The 17309-nt window shown below is 66.7% G+C and carries 15 protein-coding genes; 6 read left to right on the top strand and 9 right to left on the bottom strand.

The genetic code is table 11. The features are described from left to right. The first annotated feature begins 3 nt into the window (after positions 1-3). From LK409_RS13930 to LK409_RS13920, 3 genes are all read left to right on the top strand, one after another. Positions 4-783, top strand: a complete 780-nt coding sequence (locus tag LK409_RS13930; RefSeq protein ID WP_003813516.1) for an ABC transporter ATP-binding protein — start codon at positions 4-6, stop codon at positions 781-783. Between the two features lie 108 nt (positions 784-891). After that, positions 892-2304: an MmgE/PrpD family protein gene (locus LK409_RS13925; RefSeq protein ID WP_049788729.1), complete on the top strand. Its 1413-nt coding sequence runs from the start codon at positions 892-894 to the stop codon at positions 2302-2304. 104 nt (positions 2305-2408) lie between these two features. After that, complete coding sequence (locus LK409_RS13920) at positions 2409-3863, top strand: aldehyde dehydrogenase family protein (RefSeq protein WP_010928926.1); 1455 nt, start codon at positions 2409-2411, stop codon at positions 3861-3863. Positions 3864-3912: 49 nt separating this feature from the next. On the opposite strand, the gene tcuA is transcribed toward LK409_RS13920, so the two are convergent. From tcuA to LK409_RS13905, 3 genes are read right to left on the bottom strand one after another with little or no spacing between them, the layout of a single operon-like run. After that, the gene (tcuA, locus tag LK409_RS13915) at positions 3913-5316 is read right to left on the bottom strand and encodes an FAD-dependent tricarballylate dehydrogenase TcuA (protein ID WP_003821480.1); all 1404 of its coding nucleotides are present in this window, start codon (positions 5314-5316) and stop codon (positions 3913-3915) included. A 20-nt stretch (positions 5317-5336) separates the two neighbouring features. After that, positions 5337-6521, bottom strand: coding sequence for a tricarballylate utilization 4Fe-4S protein TcuB (gene tcuB / locus LK409_RS13910; RefSeq protein WP_010928925.1), 1185 nt, complete (start codon positions 6519-6521; stop codon positions 5337-5339). Positions 6522-6563: 42 nt separating this feature from the next. Beyond that, a complete protein-coding gene (locus LK409_RS13905; RefSeq protein WP_010928924.1) occupies positions 6564-7796 on the bottom strand; it encodes a 2-methylaconitate cis-trans isomerase PrpF family protein in 1233 nt (410 codons plus the stop codon). Between the two features lie 113 nt (positions 7797-7909). Here LK409_RS13905 and LK409_RS13900 point away from each other — a divergent pair, with 113 nt between their 5' ends. After that, positions 7910-8725 carry a phosphosulfolactate synthase gene (locus LK409_RS13900; RefSeq protein WP_003821483.1) on the top strand — a complete coding sequence of 272 codons (816 nt, stop codon included), beginning with the start codon at positions 7910-7912 and terminating at the stop codon, positions 8723-8725. 41 nt (positions 8726-8766) lie between these two features. Further along, a complete protein-coding gene (locus LK409_RS13895) occupies positions 8767-9663 on the top strand; it encodes a TrmB family transcriptional regulator (protein WP_003813501.1) in 897 nt (298 codons plus the stop codon). Between the two features lie 56 nt (positions 9664-9719). Here the strand turns inward: LK409_RS13895 and LK409_RS13890 are convergent, their stop codons facing one another. From LK409_RS13890 to LK409_RS13880, 3 genes are all read right to left on the bottom strand, one after another. Further along, positions 9720-10580, bottom strand: a complete 861-nt coding sequence (locus LK409_RS13890; RefSeq protein WP_003813498.1) for a fumarylacetoacetate hydrolase family protein — start codon at positions 10578-10580, stop codon at positions 9720-9722. A gap of 77 nt (positions 10581-10657) precedes the next feature. Next, positions 10658-11731 (bottom strand): TauD/TfdA family dioxygenase, encoded by a 1074-nt coding sequence (locus LK409_RS13885; RefSeq protein ID WP_003813493.1) that lies wholly within the window; start codon positions 11729-11731, stop codon positions 10658-10660. 125 nt (positions 11732-11856) lie between these two features. After that, positions 11857-12834 (bottom strand): Bug family tripartite tricarboxylate transporter substrate binding protein, encoded by a 978-nt coding sequence (locus LK409_RS13880; RefSeq protein ID WP_010928923.1) that lies wholly within the window; start codon positions 12832-12834, stop codon positions 11857-11859. 135 nt (positions 12835-12969) lie between these two features. On the opposite strand from LK409_RS13880, the gene LK409_RS13875 reads away from it, so the two are divergent. Beyond that, a complete protein-coding gene (locus LK409_RS13875; protein ID WP_010928922.1) occupies positions 12970-13959 on the top strand; it encodes a LysR family transcriptional regulator in 990 nt (329 codons plus the stop codon). A gap of 24 nt (positions 13960-13983) precedes the next feature. Here LK409_RS13875 and LK409_RS13870 read toward each other — a convergent pair whose 3' ends face one another. The 3 genes from LK409_RS13870 to LK409_RS13860 form a co-directional block, all read right to left on the bottom strand. Next, positions 13984-14559 carry a restriction endonuclease gene (locus LK409_RS13870; protein ID WP_010928921.1) on the bottom strand — a complete coding sequence of 192 codons (576 nt, stop codon included), beginning with the start codon at positions 14557-14559 and terminating at the stop codon, positions 13984-13986. A 92-nt stretch (positions 14560-14651) separates the two neighbouring features. Beyond that, the gene (locus LK409_RS13865; RefSeq protein WP_226376575.1) at positions 14652-16229 is read right to left on the bottom strand and encodes an AMP-binding protein; all 1578 of its coding nucleotides are present in this window, start codon (positions 16227-16229) and stop codon (positions 14652-14654) included. A gap of 92 nt (positions 16230-16321) precedes the next feature. After that, complete coding sequence (locus LK409_RS13860; RefSeq protein WP_041937253.1) at positions 16322-17305, bottom strand: tripartite tricarboxylate transporter substrate binding protein; 984 nt, start codon at positions 17303-17305, stop codon at positions 16322-16324. Positions 17306-17309 lie beyond the last annotated feature (4 nt).

Here is a 17309-nt window from a genome sequence, read left to right as displayed (position 1 = left end):
GAGATGGCAAGGGACAAGATCGTGGCCAGGAACGTGAGCATGCGGTTCGGCGACGTACTGGCGATCAAGGATGCGACCTGCAGCATCGGGGAACGGGAGTTTGTCGCAATCATCGGCCCCAGCGGCTGCGGCAAATCCACCTTTCTGTATGTGATCGCAGGTTTCGAAGGGATTTCAGGCGGCGCCGTCGAACTGGACGGCGAACCGATACGCGGCCCGGGTCCGGATCGCGGCATCGTCTTTCAGGAGTTCGTCCTGTACCCCTGGCGCACCGTCATGGAGAACGTCACGCTGGGCCTGGACATCAAGAAGACGCCGCCGCAGGAAGCGCGGCGGCGCGCCCAGAAGTGGATCACCCTGGCGGGGCTGGACGGTTTCGAGGATGCGTATCCGTCCACGCTGTCCGGAGGCATGAAGCAACGGGTGGCGATCGCCCGGGCGCTGACCTACGACCCGGAGGTGATCCTGCTGGACGAACCATTCGGCGCGCTGGATGTGCAGACCAAGAACTACATGATCCATGACCTGCAGAGCCTCTGGACAGAGGCGAACAAGACCATCGTCATGGTGACGCACAGTGTGTCGGAGGCGGTGCTGCTGGCCGACCGCGTGCTGATATTCAGCGCGCGGCCGTCCTCCATCATTGCCGACATCAAGATCGACCTGCCCCATCCCAGGGGCGCCGGCGACGAGGGCGTGAAGGCGTACGAGGACGAGGTGACGCGCATCCTGTCGGCCGAAGTCGACAAATCCATGAGCATGGAGCGGCGCGTGGCGGCGTGACGCGCGGCGGGCCGGCTATGCCGGCCGCATTCCATATTGGCGCGCCCGATTTAAAGTAGTATCATTAGATACTCCCAATTTGCAGTCAACCATACCGAGGTGAGAGAAATGAGCATGAACGAGGAAACCGCCGCCAAACTCCAGGGCCTGACCCGCCGTTTCGCCAAACTGGTGCACGACCTGAAGTTCGAGGACTTGCCCGAGGAGGTGCTGCACAAGGCCAAGCTGATCATTCGCGATGGACTGGGCAACCAGGTCGCGGCTTCGGCCATCAGCGAACCGGCGCGGCGCGTGGTCGAGATCGTGCGCGAATGGGGCGGCAAGCCCGAGGCCACCGTCATCGGCTACGGGTTCAAGGTGCCCGCGCCGCTGGCGGCCATGTGCAATGCCATGCTGGGCCACGGCGTGGAGCTGGATGACGCGCATGGGTCGGGCCTGATCAAGGGCGGTTCGGTCATGATTCCCTCGATCATGGCGCTGGCCGAGGCCAACGGCAAAAGCGGCCGCGACGTCATCACGGCCATCGTCGCCGGCTATGAAGTGGCGGTCCGCATCGCCAAGGCGATCAACCCCGGACATCGCCAGCGCGGCTTTCACACCACCGGCACGGTATCCCTGTTCGGCGCGGCCGCCGGGGGCGCCAAGCTGCTTGGTTGCGACGAAGAAGGCATCGCGGCGGCGATCGGCCTGGCCGCCATGCAGTCGGCGGGCATCCAGTCATACCTGGACGATCCGTGCATGGCCAAGCCGTTCAGTCCCGGCAAATCGGCCTTCAACGGCACCATGGCGGCCGTCATGGCCAGCCGCGGCTTCGCCGGCCCGCGCAAGGCCCTGGAATGCAAGGAGGGCTTCTTCAACGCCTACTGCGAAGATATCCGCGTCGACGACCTGCTCGACGGACTGGGCGAGCGCTTCGTCATCATGGAGGTCGGCTTCAAGCCGCATGCCGCCTGCCGCTATGCGCACGGCCCCATCGATCTGGCCCAGCAGTTCTTCGAGGAGGGGGTGCGCCAGGAGGACGTCGAGAAGATCGACGTGCGCATGTGCGAGTTGTCGATCCGCCAGGCGTCCAAGCCCAAGGCGCCCAACCTGAACGCCGCCATGGGCAGCACCGAGTTCGGTGTCGCGCTGGCATTGGCGGGCGGCCGCAACGGCCTGCGGGAGTACTGGGACGGTTTCAACGACCAGCGCGTCCACGAGGCCGCGGCGGACCGCACGCGTCTCATCATGGAGCCTGCGTACGGCGTCACCGGCCGCCAGGCGGCCATGGCGGTCACGCTGAAGGACGGGCGGGTGCTGCAGCGCGACCAGGCCGAGCCCAAGGGCGAGCCCAGCAATCCGCTGACCGACCAGGAGCTGACCGACAAGTTCACCGGCCTGGTGGACATGGTCGAAACGTCCAGCCAGGTCAGCGGCGAGTTTTCGCAGCGCCTGATGCGCCTGGAGGACGAGAAGGCGATCGCGGACCTGATCGGACCGCTGAAGGCGGCTGGCCAGACTCCCGCGCTGCACGCCGCTTGACGCCGCCGCGCCGGGATGCGCGACAATGAACCGCGGGGGCGCCGGCCGCCCCCGCGGCATCAGGCCCGAGGGCGCGGGCGTTGCGCCCATACGAGGATTAAGCGATGAACGTGACGGACGGGATTGCGCAACGGTTGATGGCTGAGTACACAGGCATCCTGATCGACGGCGTCTGGCAGGCGGGAGAGGGCAGCTTTCCGGTGCTGGACAAATATACCCTGGCGCCCGCCGCCGAGGTCTCCCGCGCCAGCCGCCGGCAGGTCGCACAGGCGGTGTCGCAGTGCAAGGCGGCGGCCGACCGGGGAGCGCCGGCGGCGCGCGAACGCGCGGCCATCCTGCGCCGCGCGGCCGGCCTGCTGGACGCCTATCGTCAGGACTTCGAGGCCGTCATGATGGTGGAGGGCGGCTTTACCGTTCACGACATTTCCGCCGAGTTCACGCGGGCCAAGGTGACGCTGGAACTGTCGGCCGACGAAGCGCTGCGTCTGACCGGCAGCATGGTGCCGTTCCAGGCCAGCCCGGGCGCGGAGCACAAGCTGGGGTTCACGGTGCGTGTCCCGGTGGGCGTGGTGGCGGCGATCACGCCGTTCAACGCGCCCTTGAACACGGTGCTGCACAAGGTTGCGCCGGCCTTCGCGGCGGGCAATTCCGTGGTGCTCAAGCCGTCGGCCTTCACGCCGCTGACCAGCGCGCTGCTGGCGCGGGTGCTGCTCGAGGCCGGCATGCCGCCCGAGTTCCTGGCCGTGGTCCAGGGCGAGGGCGATGACGTCGGTACGTGGCTGCTGGAAGAGCAGGATGTGGCGTTCTATACATTCACGGGCAGTACCCGGGTCGGGCGCATCATCCAGCGTGCCGCCGGGTTGCGGCGCACGCAGATGGAGCTGGGCAGCATCGCCAGCACCATTGTCTGCGCGGATGCCGATCTCGAGGCCGCCGTGCCGCGGATCGCCAACGCGGCGTTCCGCAAGGCCGGCCAGGTGTGCACATCGATTCAACGGCTGTACGTCGAGGACGCGCTCAAGAACGAGCTGATCGAACGCTTGTCCCGCTACCTGGACGACATGCCCGCCGGCGATCCGCGCGCCGTCGCGACGCGGGTGGGCCCCATGATCAGCGAGGCGGCCGCGACGCGGGCGCAAGCCTGGATCGCCGAGGCCGTCGAGGCGGGCGCGCGCCTGGTGCGCGGCGGCGAGCGCCAGGGAGCGGTGGTGCAGCCGGCCGTCCTGGCCGACGTGCCAGAGTCCTGCTCGGCCTGGAGCACCGAGGTGTTCTCGCCCATGGTGTCGGTCAGGGGCTTTGCCCGCTTCGATGACGTCCTGGCCAGCGCGAACGACACGCCCTATGGCCTGGCCGCCGGTATCTTCACCAATGATCACGCCCGTATCATGAGCGCCGTTCGTTCGCTGCGCTTCGGTACGGTGCATATCAACGAGACCTCCAGCGCGCGGTGCGACGTCATGCCGTTCGGCGGCGTCAAGGACAGCGGTTTCGGCAAGGAGGGGCCCGGTTATGCGGCCCGCGAGATGACCGAAGAGCGCCTGATCGTCTTCAACCAGTAGTTCTCGATCCGGTCCGAAAAGCGGCCCGCCGTCAGGCGGGCCGTTGCGTTCAGGCGGCCTGGCGGCGCCCGGCCAGGGCGTGCTGCGCCGCGCCGGCGCCGGCGATCCGGCCGAAGGCGGTGCCGATGGCCATGCCGATGCCCCCGGTGTAGCCCTTGCCGAGGATATTGCCCGCCATCATTTCGCCCGCCACGAACAGGTTCGGACTGGGCCGGTCATTGAAGCGGACCGCGGCCGTGTCGTCGGTCTTCAGGCCCAGGTAGGTGAAGGTGATGCCCGGCTTGAGCGGAAAGCCCTGGAAGGGCGGCTCGACGATGGGGCTGGCCCAGTGGGTCTTGGCCGGAGTCAGCCCCTGCGTGCGGCAGTCGTCCAGCACGGTGTGGTCGAACGTGCCGGATATGCACGCGGCGTTGTATTCGGCGATGGTCCGGCTGGTCTGCTCCACGGGCAGGCCCAGTTTGCGCGCCAACGCCTCGATGCTGTCGGCCTGCGTGCCTGGGAACACGGGCGGCATGAAGCGGCCGATCGATTTGCGGTCGATGATGGACCAGGCGATCTGGCCGGGTTGCTGGGCCACCAGCCGGCCCCATATGGCGTACCGCTTGGGCCAGAAGTCTTCGCCTTCGTCATAGAAGCGCTGGCCGGCGCGGTTGACCACGATGCCCAGCGGTACGCAGTCGATGCGGGTGCAGATGCCGCCGTCGTACAACGGGGAGCGCGCGTCGATGGCCACCATATGGGCCTGGGTGGGGTCGCCGATGGCGTCGGCCCCGCTGTCGAGCATGTGCCGCAACAGCACGCCCCGGTTGTATCGGGTGCCGCGGATGAGGAATTGCAGCGCGGGCCTTTCGCCGTTCTCGTTGGTGCCCCAGGCCTGGTCGAGCCACTCCAGGTTGGACTCGAAGCCGCCGGCCGCCAGTACGCAGCTGCCGGCCTCGATGCGGGCGCCGTCTTCCAGGACGGCGGCCACGAAGCGTTCGCCGTCGCGCTCGATGGCCGCCACCGGCGTGTCGTAGCGCACCTGTATCCCGAGGGCGGCGGCGCTGCGATAGTACGCGTTGACCAGGGCCTTGCCGCCGCCCATGAAGAATGCGTTGGTACGGGCCAGGTGCAAGGTTCCGGACAGCGAGTTCTGAAACCGTACGCCATGGCTGCGCATCCACGGCCGGCAATTGGAGGAGCGGCGGATGACGAGCCTGGCCAGGTGCTCGTTGGTGATGCCGCCGGTGACCTTCAACAGGTCCTGCCAGTATTCTTCTTCCGGGTAGCTCTCCACCAGCACGTCCTGCGGTGCGTCGTGCATGCAGCGCAGATTGCGCGTGTGCTGCGAGTTTCCGCCGCGCCATTCGCGCGGCGCGGCTTCGAGCAGCAGAACGCTCGCGCCCGCTTCGCGCGCCGACAGGGCGGCGCACAGCGCGGCGTTGCCGCCACCAATCACCAGTACGTCTATCATCCGTTCCTCCAGGGGTTGGTTCAGTCAGCGCCTACATTGAGCGTGCCGGGCGTGCGTTTCTCGACGGCGTTCTTGAGCAGTGCGGCGCTGCGATAAATGCCGTGGGCGAACTTGCCATACGGCATGGTGAGGAAAAAGGCCATGACGAAGCCCAGGTGTACCGCCAGCAGCACCGCCATCCATGACGTGTCGCGCAGCGCCAGCAACAGCAGGCCGGTCAGGCTCACGAAGAACAGCAGGGCCATGAATCCGCGGTCCATCGCATGCTGGGCGGGGTCGCCATGGTCGGCGTGGCGCTTGCGGTTGAGCAGGTAGAGTCCGGCGGGCCCGATCAGCAGGCCGATGCCGCCGGCCGTGCCCAGCAGTACGGGCAGGCTGAGTACGGGGTAGGGCGCCTGCCAGCCCAGCGCGTAGTGATAGACCGTGGCTACGCCGGTGGCCGCGAAGCACAGCATGAAGCCGTAGAACGTCATGTGATGAAAGCGGCGCCGCCACAGGGTGAAGCGCGCGCTTTCTTCGTTGCAGCCTTCTCCGTGTCCGCCACCCAGGTAGCGCAGCGTCAGGACGTCGAACGAAGCCTCCGCGGCCGCGCCGCTGGCCGAGGACGGCGGCGCGGCGTCCTTACGGGTGCCGCGCCAGAAGCGGGTTGCGCCGATTCCCAGCGCCAGTGCCGCATACAGGAAGACCAGGCCGAACATGGCCACCAGCAGGTTGTGCGGGAATATGGCGTAGAAATTGCCCTGCAACGGGGCGTGCCACAGGGCGCCTTTGAGCCAGACCAGCAGCGCCAGAAAGAGCGAGAGCCCCACGGCCGTCGCCAGCGACAGCGTCAGGCCGTTACGGTCGTAGAGCTGCCCCAGCGCCCTCGGCCACGCATACTCGGAATAGGTTTTCAGGCGCACCTTGGCCAAGGTGCGAGGGATGTTGACGTCGAATTCGTGCGGCGCCGCGTACTGACAGGCATGCAGGCAGGCTCCGCAGTTATGGCAAAGATTGGCGAGATAGTGCACATCCTCTTTCACGAAGTCGAGGCGCCGCGTCATCGCCGGGAACACCGCGCAGAATCCCTCGCAGTACCGGCACGCATTGCAGATCGTCAGGATGCGCCGCGCCTGCGCTTCGTCGTGCTCGATGCCGGTGTCTTCCACCGCGATCGGTATCGTTGCGCGGGCCATGACCTGGCTTTCGGTATAGGGTGTGCTCATCTGTCTCCTCTCCTTCGCTGAATGTCCGCGCACGGCGCGGCCTTACCGCATCCGTTGCATGAGTTGGCGGATCTTCTCTCGCGCGATGAACAGCTGGCCCGCCATGATGAGGCGCGCCGTGCGGTTCAGGGCGGCCTTGCGGACCCGCGGCCCGGCTGGTGTCTGGTCCACTTGCGAATCGACCGAAAGCGCGCCGGATGGATGGCCAAGCCGGATCTCGCTGCCGGTATCGCCGCGCAATTGCTCCTGCACCACCGAACCTGGGATGCGGCAGGCGATGGCGGTGCACACCGCGCCAGTCACCGCCAGGGCCTTGTGCGGTTTCTGCATCGCCAGCTGGCGCACGCACAGGTTGATGTCGGCGGCCTTGATGGGCGTGTCGCCCGCCACGTAGTCGCGCGGCGCCGATATCATCATCACGCGCGGCACGTTGGGACTGGTCTCGCGCGCCTTGCGGGCGTCGTCGACCAGGCCGAGCGTCACGGCGGCCCAGCCGCGCGCCTGCTCCAGGCGGTCCATGAGCGCACTGTCGTTCTGGATGTCCTGCGGGGTGGTGGTGGCGTCGCCGCCTATGTCCTCGGCCACCACGTAGACGAACGGCGTGGCCGCATCGACCAGCGAGACGCGGACGGGGCGCCCGTCGATCTCGATGGCGTCGGCGGCCCGGCCGGTGGGCAGCAAGGTTCCGGACACGGAACCCGCGCAGTCGCCGAAGTCGATGGCCACCGTCGCGCCGCTGCCTGGCACCCCGGGCACCACCGTGGGCCCCTCGACGCACGGCACGCCGGCCCGCACCGCGAAGCTGGCCTCCACCACCTGCTTGGTGTTGGTGGTGTAGATGCGCACGCGATTCTGTCCCTCCCGGGCCGGTATCAGGCCGCGCAGGACCGCGTAGGGGCCGACCGCGGCAAGCATGTTGCCGCAGTTGCCGCCGGTCGAGACCTGGGCGCGCGTGAGGTCGACCTGGCAGAAGGTGTACTCGACGTCCGCGTCGGGGCGCCCGGATCGCGCGACGATGGCCGCCTTGCTGGTCAGGGGATCGGCGCCGCCGATGCCATCGATCTGCCGGGCATCCGGCGAGCCGTACGCCGCCAGCAGCGTCGCGTCCCGCTCCAAGGGGTCGGCCGGAAGGTCGGCCGCGAGAAAAAAGCCGCCCTTGCTGGAGCCGCCCCGCATGTACAGGCAAGGCAGGCTGAGTTGTTCCGGATCGGCCGTCACGCAAAGCGGTGAGGGAGGGGCCTGCGTGCGCGGCGGTTCTTGGGCGGGTGCATCCATGGGCGGTCTCCTTGCGGATCCTGGCGGGACGGCGGCCGGTGCCTGCGTCTTTACAGGATATTGGAAGTAGTGAATAATACGACTACCGTCAAAACCGTTGTCAAGGCTCGATCATGGACAAGCCGCGTACCGCACCTGTTGCCTCGTTGTCGCCGTTGAGTTTCGATCACGACCACCGTTCGAAGAAGCCGCGGGCCGTCGGGCTCACGTCGGTCATCGATTTCGGTCCGGACGGTTTCGGCTGGACGGGGCCCGCCAGCCTGCGCGATTACCTGCGTTGCGTGGCCGACTACATCGATTACGCCAAGATCTACGCCATGAACGCCCTGATCCTGCCCGAAGAGATCGTGCGCGAGACCGTGCGGATCTACCGGGATGCGGACATTAAGCCATACGCCGGCGGCATACTGTTCGAGTATGCGTACCTGAAGAACGAGCTGGACGGCTACATTCGGCACCTGAAGAAACTGGGCATGCCCAGGATCGAGGTCTCGGAGAATTATCTCGACTTCGGCGATGACGAACGCATGCGTCATATAGAGACGATGCAAAAGCATGGCTTCGAGGTGATATACGAGTTCGGCAGGAAGAACCCGACCGAGCCGTTCAGCCTGGCGCAACTCGAGCGTGTCATCCGCAGCAATGTGGCCATGGGCGTGCATCACACCATCATCGAGCAGTCCGAGATCGACTGCGTCAGCGCCAGCAATCCGGCTATACTCAAGGACATTGCCGCCCGGGACTGGTTTCGCAATATATTCATCGAGGCGGACCCGTACGCCTTCCCGAAGGGCCACGCGACGCTGCTCGAGAAATTCGGCGATGGCGTCAATCTCGCCAACATTACCGCGGACCAGGTGCTGCGCCTGCAAGGATTCCGCTACGGCGTGGGCCGTGCGGTCAACTACTCCATCTTGTCCCGCATCTGAGGCAGGCCCCGGCACGGTCACGACAGCAAGGCAGTTTCCAGATGAACAATACGAGATCGGCGTACGAGAAGATAATCAAGGACCTGCAGGGCGTGGGCTTCAGCGATTACGAAGCCAAGACCTATATCGCGCTTCTGCTCACGCCCAACGCAACCGCCTACGAAATCAGCAAGGAAGCCGGCATTCCCAAGGCCAACTGCTACTCCGTGCTCGAGGCGCTGCGCAAGAATGGCGCCGTGCAGGCGGTTTCGGAGAATCCGGTCAAGTATGTCGCCGTCGATCCCAACCGCTATTTCAACCAGATGGTCGAGCTCACCCAGCTGCGCTGCGAAGACCTGAAGGAAAGCCTGAAGAACATCGGCCACCTGCCGCAGGAAGACCTGGTCTGGTCGCTCAACGATGCGGCGGCGGTCGGCCTGCATATCGAGAAGATGATCGGCTCGGCGCGCGACACGATTCGCATCAAGGCCGCGGACACCACGCTGGAGCCGCATTTGCCCAGCCTGAAGAAGGCCGCCCGGCGCGGCGTCAAGGTGTTGATCATCCTGTTCGGCGAGGATGTCCGGCCGTTCGAGCTGGGCAAGAACTGCAAAGTCTATCTGCACGAAGGCAACGGCATACGCGTCGGCATCTCGCACAAGCTGATCACGGTCACGCGCGACTACAAAGAGGCCCTGGTCGCCGAGGTCGGCCGGGATGCCTACGGTTCCTATACGGAAAACAAGCCCATCGTCACCCTGGCCGACTCGCTGCTGCGCCATGAGATCTACTTTGCCGAGATCTTCAGCTGCTTCGGCGACGAGATCCAGGAGAAGTTCGGACCGGCGCTGGTCAAGTTGCGCGAGAGCTACCTGCCCGCGGATCAGGCGGATGCATTGAAGGTATTCCTGGAAACGGCCGACCCTGCCCGGCTGGCCGGCAAGGCCACGGCGGCCTGAGCCGGCGGGCCCAAACGGGCAAGGCGTGCCCTGCCCTGCCCGGGCCGCGCGCCGCATCAGGGCTCGGCCAGGACGGGGTTGCACAGGCGGCCGACGCGCTCGATCTCCACTTCGACCGTGTCTTGCGGCTTGAGCCAGAGCGGGGGAGTCCGCGCCATGCCGACGCCGGCGGGCGTTCCCATTACCAGGACGTCGCCGGGTTCCAGGGTCATGCATTCGGTAACGATGCCGATCGCCTCCGCGACGTCGAAAATCATGTCGTCCGTGTTGGCTTCCTGCACCGTCTGTCCATTCACCCGGCATGCGATGCCAAGGCCGCGCCCGCCCGGCGGAAGGTCGCCGGCCAGGACGAGCGCCGGGCCGAAGCCGCCGGTACGGTCGAAATTCTTGCCCACGGTCCATTGCGGTGTTTTCTTCTGGTAGTCGCGAACGGACATGTCGTTGAAGCAGGCGTAGCCCAGCACCATGTCCAGGGCCTGTTCCGGCATGACGTGCCTGGCGCGCTTGCCGATGACGACGGCCAGCTCCGCCTCGTAATCGAAATGACCCGAGACCCGGGGCAGCCATGCGGCTTGCCCGTGGGCCACCAGCGAGCTGGGGGCGCGCAGGAAGAACCATGGATACGTCGGCTTGTCGCGGCCGCCCTCCTTGGCGTGATCGTAGTAGTTCAGGCCCAGGCAGATGATCTTGCCGGGCCGGGTCAGCAGGGGGGCGAGCACGGCGGCCGAGCCGGCGACAAGCGGCGTGCCGGCGGCGAGCGCCTGCGCGCCGAGCGCGGGCAGGTCTTCTTCCCGGCGTATGCGCTCGCCCAGTTCGGGCGAGTCGCCGTTTTCCGGGCCGGGCAGCAGGACATAGCCATGGGGGTGCGCCACGGCGGCCATCGCGCGCCCGGCGTGGTCTAGGTTCACGAATTGCATGTTTTCTCGACGGTGGTGTGGGCAGAGCGTGCGTGCTCCGCGGTTCGGTGGAGCGGACGGGGCTTGGACCCGCGCCCCTATTGGGGCACGAGGGGCGCGTTGGGCTTGACGCCGGGTACCTCGATGCCATTGGGCCGGCCGTTGCTGGCCAGGCCATTGCGCCGCAGCAGCGGTTCCGGGATCGGCGGGCCGCCTTCGCAGGCCAGCCACAGGCGCAGCAGATGCCGGCGCCGCTCGGTTTCGGGCCAGTCTTCATACGCCGTGCGAGAGTGGAAGATGGTGAAGTTGGACAGGAGCTGCACGTCGCCGGGCTTGAAGTCCATGTCGAGGTAGAGCGCCGGATCGCATGTCAGTGCGTCCAGGCAGTCGAGCGCCTCGTTCTGTTGGGCGCTCAGGCGTGGCACGGACGGCAGCGCCTGCGCCTTGCGGATGGCGCTGCGCACGTAGTTGGCGTACATGCGCCCCTGGTAGGGCGCGAAGACGGGGCTCGACGAGTAGGGCTTCTGTCCTTCCGGGATCTCGCCCCAGCGCGTGCGATGAAAACTGTCCAGCAGCGTGCGCGCGTGTTCAGGGTGACGGGCGGCCAGTTCGTTCCAGACGGTCGTGGAGCTGACGACCGAGGACAGTCCGCCGGCCTTCGCCGGCCTGACGCACAGCAGGCCCACGATGTCCGATGAATCCGTGTGATACGGAAGCCGGTTGGAGGTCTGGTAGCCGCGCACGGCGGCGTCCGCATAATCCAGCCCCAGGTTGGCGACATGGCCCAGTACGTGCCCCTTGCCATTTTGCGAGACGGGCAGGCCGAGGTTCGTTCCGAGCGCCCAGAACGCAATGGCGGACTGCCGCATGGTGTACTGTTCGACCGGCACGCCGCGGATCAGGTACAGGCCGCGCCCGTGCAGCACTTCATGCTTGACCTGTTGCAGGCGCTGGCCGAGTTCGCCCAGTTCGAAGTCGTCCTGGCTCAATTCCGTGATGTCCTTGCCGCCGGCGTCGGCGTGCCGCACCGCCCGGTCCAGTTGCTCCAGCTCGGGGCCGGTCAGGTGATGCACCCAGTATTCCGGGTGTTTATCCAGCTGCGGCCCGTACCAGGCCTGTGCGTTCCGGTATGAGTCCAGCGACGCGGCGGTCGGCGTGCATGCTTCGTTCATGGCATTCTCCCTGCGGGATGGCCCGCCGGCTGCGAAACCGGCGGACGAGTTTGCCCCTGCCACGCGTGCGTGGCGGGATTGCGGTTCGGAAAGGGTGCTGCGTCCAGGCCGGCGCTGCGGCCGTGTCAGATGGGCTGCAGATTCAGGCGGTCGATCAGGTCGCCCCACTTGGCCATTTCCGACTGGAGCGACGCGGATGCCTCGGCGGGCGTATTGCCGATCGGGACCGCGCCTTCCTCGGCCAGCTTGCGGATGAAGTCCGCGTCCTGCATCGCCGACTTCAGATCGTGGTTGATCTTGTCGACGATGCGATCGGGGGTGTTCTTCGGCACCATGACGGTGAACCAGGCGCCGCTCTCGAATCCGGTGACGCCCGCCTCGGACACGGTTGGCACGTCGGGCAGGACCTGAGTGCGGGTCGTGCCGGAGACGGCCAGCGCGCGCAGCTTGCCGGCCTGGATCTGCGGCAGTACGAGCGGAATCGGCGCGAAGGCGAAGTCGATGCGGCCGGCCACCACGTTGTTGAGGGCGGGCCCCATGCCCTTGTAGGCGACGTGCGTGAACTTGACGCGCTTCATCAGGGCCAGCAACTCGCCGGAAAGATGATTGGCCGATCCGATGCCGGCCGAGCCGAAGGTGATCTGCTCGGGCCGCTGGCCGGCGTCCGCGACCAGGCTGGCGACATCCTGGTACCTGGATTGCTCGGCCGTGACCAGGACAAAGGGCGGGGTGGCGACCACCGAAACGGCTTTCAGGTCCTCGACGGGGTCGTACGGCAGGCCCTTGATCAGCTTGTTCGCGACGACCAGGTTGCCCGCCGCGCCCAGGACCAGGGTGTGTCCGTCCGGTTCGGCCTTGGCGACGGTGTTGACCGCGATGGTCCCGGACGCGCCGGGCTTGTTCTCGACCACGACCGGCTTGTCCCAATACTGGGTCAGCTTGAGCGACAACAGCCGCACGAGCATATCGGCATTGCCGCCGGGGGTATAGGGCACCAGAAAACGGACCGTTCGCTCCGGATAGGCCGGGGCAGGGGTCTGCGCGCAGGCGGCTGCATGCGTCGAGGCGGCCAGCAATACTGCGAAAAGCCGTTGCAACATCATTCTGTCTCCAGGGTTTCGGTCGACCGGTGTGCCCCGGCGCAAGTGGTGACGTATTCCGTTTGGTGGAAAGCAGTCTATCCGGGCCAGTGATAAATTAATAATAGGAGTAACTTATCAAGTGATCGGAAAAACAAAATGCAGAAATCGGCGGCCAGGGGGCTGGGGCATATCCGGATCAAGCACTTGCGCTTGCTCGAACTGGTGGTGCAGTACGGATCCCTGCGCAAGGCGGCCGAGGGCCTGCACCTGAGCGAGCCGGCCGCCAGCCAGATGCTGCGCGAAGTCGAGTCCACGTTCGGGGTGACGCTGTTCGAGCGAGGCAGGCGGGGCATGCGGCCGAATCCGTTTGCCGATGTGCTGGTGGGCCGCGTGCGGGTCATCCTGCGCGAGCTGCACGAGATGCAGGCCGACGTGGCTGAGCTGGAGCATCGCCAGGGTGTGTCGATCGACCTCGGCGCGCTGCCGCGTTGCCTGCATACCCTTGTGCCCACGACGCTGGTGCGCTTGTTCGGCGCCGGCTTCAGGTCGCGCGTACGGATTGCCGAGGGCACGTCGCGGCAGCTGCTCGACGCGCTGGACCAGGGCGCCATCGATATCGCGGTCACCCGTTTGCTGGAAAGCCACGCGGGCCTGGCCGGCGCGCGCAATTTCGACAGCGCGGTCCTCTATGAGGAAGCCATTGCCATCGTATGCAGCACGGACCATCCGCTGAGCGCGGTGGACACGGTCACCCTGGACATGCTGACGCAGTACGACTGGGTGCTGCCGCCGTCGACCTCCATCACCGGCAAATTGATCGAAGAGGAGTTCGTCAGCGCAGGGCTGCGGCCGCCCGTGCCGAAAGTGGAATGGCTTACCTCGGCCTCGCGCCTGACCCTGGTGCAGAAAAGCAATTTCCTCGGCATATGTCCTGCCTCGGTGGCGGCCGAATTGCAGCAGGGCGGCCGCCTGCATGTGCTGCCCGTCAACCCGCGGGTTCCGCTACCGCCGATTTCGGTGGTGTGGCGCCGCACCAAGGGCGACATCGCGGAAATCATGGACATGAAGAACGCGCTGATCGAGTGCGCGGCCGCCATGCCGGGCGCAATGGAAACCGGGGCGGCCGCCCGCGCCGGCGAATTCTGACCCGGCCCGCGTTCGGGCGGCGCGCTATGTCGACAGCTGCGGCAACAGGCGCGTCAGTTCGGCCTCGGCCATGAACTGGATCTGGTTGGCCTTCGCGTACGCCAGCGCCGGCGCGCTGATCTCGCCGATGGTGACGTAGATGGCGTCGTGCGCGCCGTGGGTCTCGCGGACGGCGTTCAGCTCCTGCAGCGCCTGCACGCCGACGCGCGAGGCTTTCCAGCGTTTTGCGCCGACCACGGCCAGCCGGTTCTTGCGTCGCAACACATAGTCGGCCGGCCCGCCCTGCAGCACGGTGACCTCGCAGCCGTCCTGGCGCAAGCCTTCCTGCAGCACTTTCGAGAATGTTTCCCAGGGCATGGCGCGCGCCGCGTTCGTGGCGCGTTCGACGCGGGCGGCCGAAGGGACGTTGCGTTGCTTCCAGGCCGCCATGGCCGCAATGACGAGAAAGGGCAGGGCGGCGAAGAACAGGACCGCGGTGAACGTCGGCCGTGTGGATGCCAGCGCGCTGGCGATCAGGACGAGCGCGATGGCGGCGCTGATCCACCACGAAGAGCGCAGGAGGATGGCGAATATCGAGTTGGGGGCTGGCTTGAGTTTCACGCCGGAGCTGTCGGGTCTGGTAGGCAGGCGCCAGTATAGGGCAGGCGGGCCGGCCCCCGCCCGGCCCGTCCGGCGGATTCCGGCCTCCCGTCTTACGGTCCGGGCCGCGCGCCCGGCGTGCCTTCGCGGTCCCATAGCCGTGAGCGATCCGCCTGCGCGCGCTCCTTTATCTTGTATTTTTCTATCTTGTTGGTGGGCGTCAGCGGCATCGCGTCCACGAATTCGACGAAGCGCGGCACCATGTGCGCCGCCATCTGCTGCTGGCAGAAGGCGACCAGTTCGTCCGGATCCAGGGCCTGGCCGTCCTTGAGCATGACCGTGACGGCCACTTCGTCCTCGCTGTGCTCCGACTGCAGCGGATAGACCGCCACCTGCAGCACGGCGGGATGCAGGGCGATCACGGATTCGACTTCGTACGACGAGATGTTCTCACCGCGGCGGCGGATCATGTCCTTCTTGCGATCGGTCAGGTAGAGATAGCCGTCGGCGTCGAAGTAGCCGCGGTCCCCGGTATGGAACCAGAGGTTGCGCCAGGCCGCCAGCGTGGCTTCCGGCATCTTGTAGTAGCCCAGCGGCGCGGCGCCTGGCTGTTCGATGCGCATCACGATCTCGCCGACCTGGCCTGCCGGCAGGGTCAGGTCGTCCTCGTCGACCACGCGTATCGCGACGTCTTCGCAGGTCCTGCCCAGGCTGAGCGACTTCTCGGGCGGCGCATCGGGCGAGAGCGACGCGCCGAAACCGTAGTCGCTCAGGGCGTAGCCCGCGATCACGCGCAGGCCGAAGCGGCGCTCGAAATCGTGCACGAAGGGCGGCGGGGGCGCCAGCGAGCAAATACGCACCTTGTGCTCGAGATCGACTGGCGAGGCCGGCTGCGACCAGAGGAAATTGCCGATGGCGCCGATGGCGTTGAAGCGTGTCACGCCGAAGGCGCGTACGCGCTCCCAGAAGCGCGAGGCGGAGAAGCGTTCGTCCAGCACCACCGAGGTGCCGGCCACGATCGCGGTCGTGCAGCTGAGCAGCAGCGCATTGGCGTGGAACAGCGGCATGCAGACGTAGTCGACGTCTTCGGGCAGGAAGTAGCGGTAGTGCACGCTGTGCTTGCCCCAGTGCCAGGCCGCCCCGTGCGGAATCATGATGGCCTTCGACGGCCCCGTGGTGCCCGAGGTGAACATGAGATAGGCCAGGTCGGTGAAGCGCACGTCATTGCTCACCGCCTCGTCGCTCGCGGCGTCCGCGGGAAAGGGCTCGACCGCCAGCGGCAGGCCCTCGAGCATCCGGCGGGCGTTCGCGGCATCGCCGATGACCAGCACTCGCCGCAGTTGCGCCAGGCGCGGGGCCACCGCCGCAAACGCTTCCATGCAGGCGTCGGCCACGATCGCGGTCACGCAATCCGCATGCGTGAGGTAGTACTCCAGCAGCGACGCCTTGGCATTGGTGTTGATCGGTATCGATACGGCGCCCATCTTGCCGAGCGCCAGATTGCCGAGCAGGCATTCCGGGCAGTTCGGCGACAGCATGGCGACGTGCTCGCCCTGGGCGATGCCGTAGCCGATCATCGCCTGGGCGATACCGTTGGTGCGGCGGTGCAGGTCCGCGAAGGTATAGCTGCGGCCGTCCGGCGCAAAGCGCAGGAAAACCCGGTCCGGGCAGCGCTCGGCGCGGCGCGCCAGTACCGCGCCGGTCGTCCACTGCCGGATGTCACCGATTTCGGCTTCGGCGTCGATGGCCGGTCAGATGTTTGCTGCTTGCATGGATGCCGTTCTCACTTTGCCGCCAGCAGGCCGCTTTGGCGCAGCAGCCCGTTCAAATAGCTACGTTCGGCCGGCAAGGTCTTGAGCCACGCCTGGCCGTCCTCGAATGCCGGCTCCAGGCCCTGGGCGCGGCAGAATTCGATGAAGTCCGGACTCAGCGTCGCCTTGTGGATGGCCTGGGCAATGGCATCCACGGCCGCGTCCGGGGTGCCGGTGCGCACGAATGCGCCGTTCCACGAGACCACCGAGAAATCCTTTGCGCCGGCCTCCATGGCGGTGGGAACCTCGGGCGCGATGATCGATCGCTGCGGCCCGCTGATCGCCAGGGCCTTCAGCGAGCCGTTGTGCGTCAGCGTGTTCAGCGACCCCAGCGCGGACAGGACCATGGGAACGTGCCCGGCGATGCTGTCGCTGATCAATTGCGCCGTGGTCTTGTAGTTGATGATGTTGATGTCGACACCGGCCGCCCTGGCCATCCCCGCGGCCGTGGCGGTGCCGTGCGCGCCGACAGTGCCGACATCCAGCTGGCCGCCGGTGCGCTTTGCCGTTTCCACCATCTCCCGGAAGGTGCTGTAGGGCGCGCTCTTGGTCGCCGCCAGCATGTAGACCGGCGCGGTCACGCGTGCGACCGGCCGAAAATCCTTCAGCGGGTCGTAGTCTGCCTGCGAGTTGAGATCCGGCACGAAGAGAAAGGGCGGGCCGGTGTACAGGATGGTGTGGCCATCGGCGGGCGCCATCCTGGCGGCCACCGTGCCGATCAGCCCATCGGCGCCCACGCGGTTTTCCACGTAGACCGACTGGTTCCACTGCTGCGTGAGCCGGGTCGCCAGGAAACGGGCCACGACGTCGACGGCCGTTCCGGCCGGGAAGGGCACGATCATCGCGACAGGGCGCTGCGGGAACGCGGCCGCCTGGGCGGCGCCCGCGAGGGCCAGGCCCAGGGCCCCCGCGGCCAGCATGAAACTGCGACGGGTGATGCGATTTCCGGAATGCATGTCT

The organism is Bordetella parapertussis (genome assembly GCF_020735925.1).
Lineage (GTDB): Bacteria > Pseudomonadota > Gammaproteobacteria > Burkholderiales > Burkholderiaceae_B > Bordetella > Bordetella pertussis.
This window is presented reverse-complemented; position numbering and strand designations above follow the sequence as displayed.

Bases quoted from the DNA above. Each gene is read 5' to 3' on its own strand.
- LK409_RS13930 (WP_003813516.1), top strand. From the start codon at position 4: ATGGCAAGGGACAAGATCGTGGCCAGGAACGTGAGCATGCGGTTCGGC.
- LK409_RS13925 (WP_049788729.1), top strand. From the start codon at position 892: ATGAGCATGAACGAGGAAACCGCCGCCAAACTCCAGGGCCTGACCCGC.
- LK409_RS13920 (WP_010928926.1), top strand. From the start codon at position 2,409: ATGAACGTGACGGACGGGATTGCGCAACGGTTGATGGCTGAGTACACA.
- tcuA (WP_003821480.1), bottom strand. From the start codon at position 5,316: ATGATAGACGTACTGGTGATTGGTGGCGGCAACGCCGCGCTGTGCGCC.
- tcuB (WP_010928925.1), bottom strand. From the start codon at position 6,521: ATGAGCACACCCTATACCGAAAGCCAGGTCATGGCCCGCGCAACGATA.
- LK409_RS13905 (WP_010928924.1), bottom strand. From the start codon at position 7,796: ATGGATGCACCCGCCCAAGAACCGCCGCGCACGCAGGCCCCTCCCTCA.
- LK409_RS13900 (WP_003821483.1), top strand. From the start codon at position 7,910: ATGGACAAGCCGCGTACCGCACCTGTTGCCTCGTTGTCGCCGTTGAGT.
- LK409_RS13895 (WP_003813501.1), top strand. From the start codon at position 8,767: ATGAACAATACGAGATCGGCGTACGAGAAGATAATCAAGGACCTGCAG.
- LK409_RS13890 (WP_003813498.1), bottom strand. From the start codon at position 10,580: ATGCAATTCGTGAACCTAGACCACGCCGGGCGCGCGATGGCCGCCGTG.
- LK409_RS13885 (WP_003813493.1), bottom strand. From the start codon at position 11,731: ATGAACGAAGCATGCACGCCGACCGCCGCGTCGCTGGACTCATACCGG.
- LK409_RS13880 (WP_010928923.1), bottom strand. From the start codon at position 12,834: ATGATGTTGCAACGGCTTTTCGCAGTATTGCTGGCCGCCTCGACGCAT.
- LK409_RS13875 (WP_010928922.1), top strand. From the start codon at position 12,970: ATGCAGAAATCGGCGGCCAGGGGGCTGGGGCATATCCGGATCAAGCAC.
- LK409_RS13860 (WP_041937253.1), bottom strand. From the start codon at position 17,305: ATGCATTCCGGAAATCGCATCACCCGTCGCAGTTTCATGCTGGCCGCG.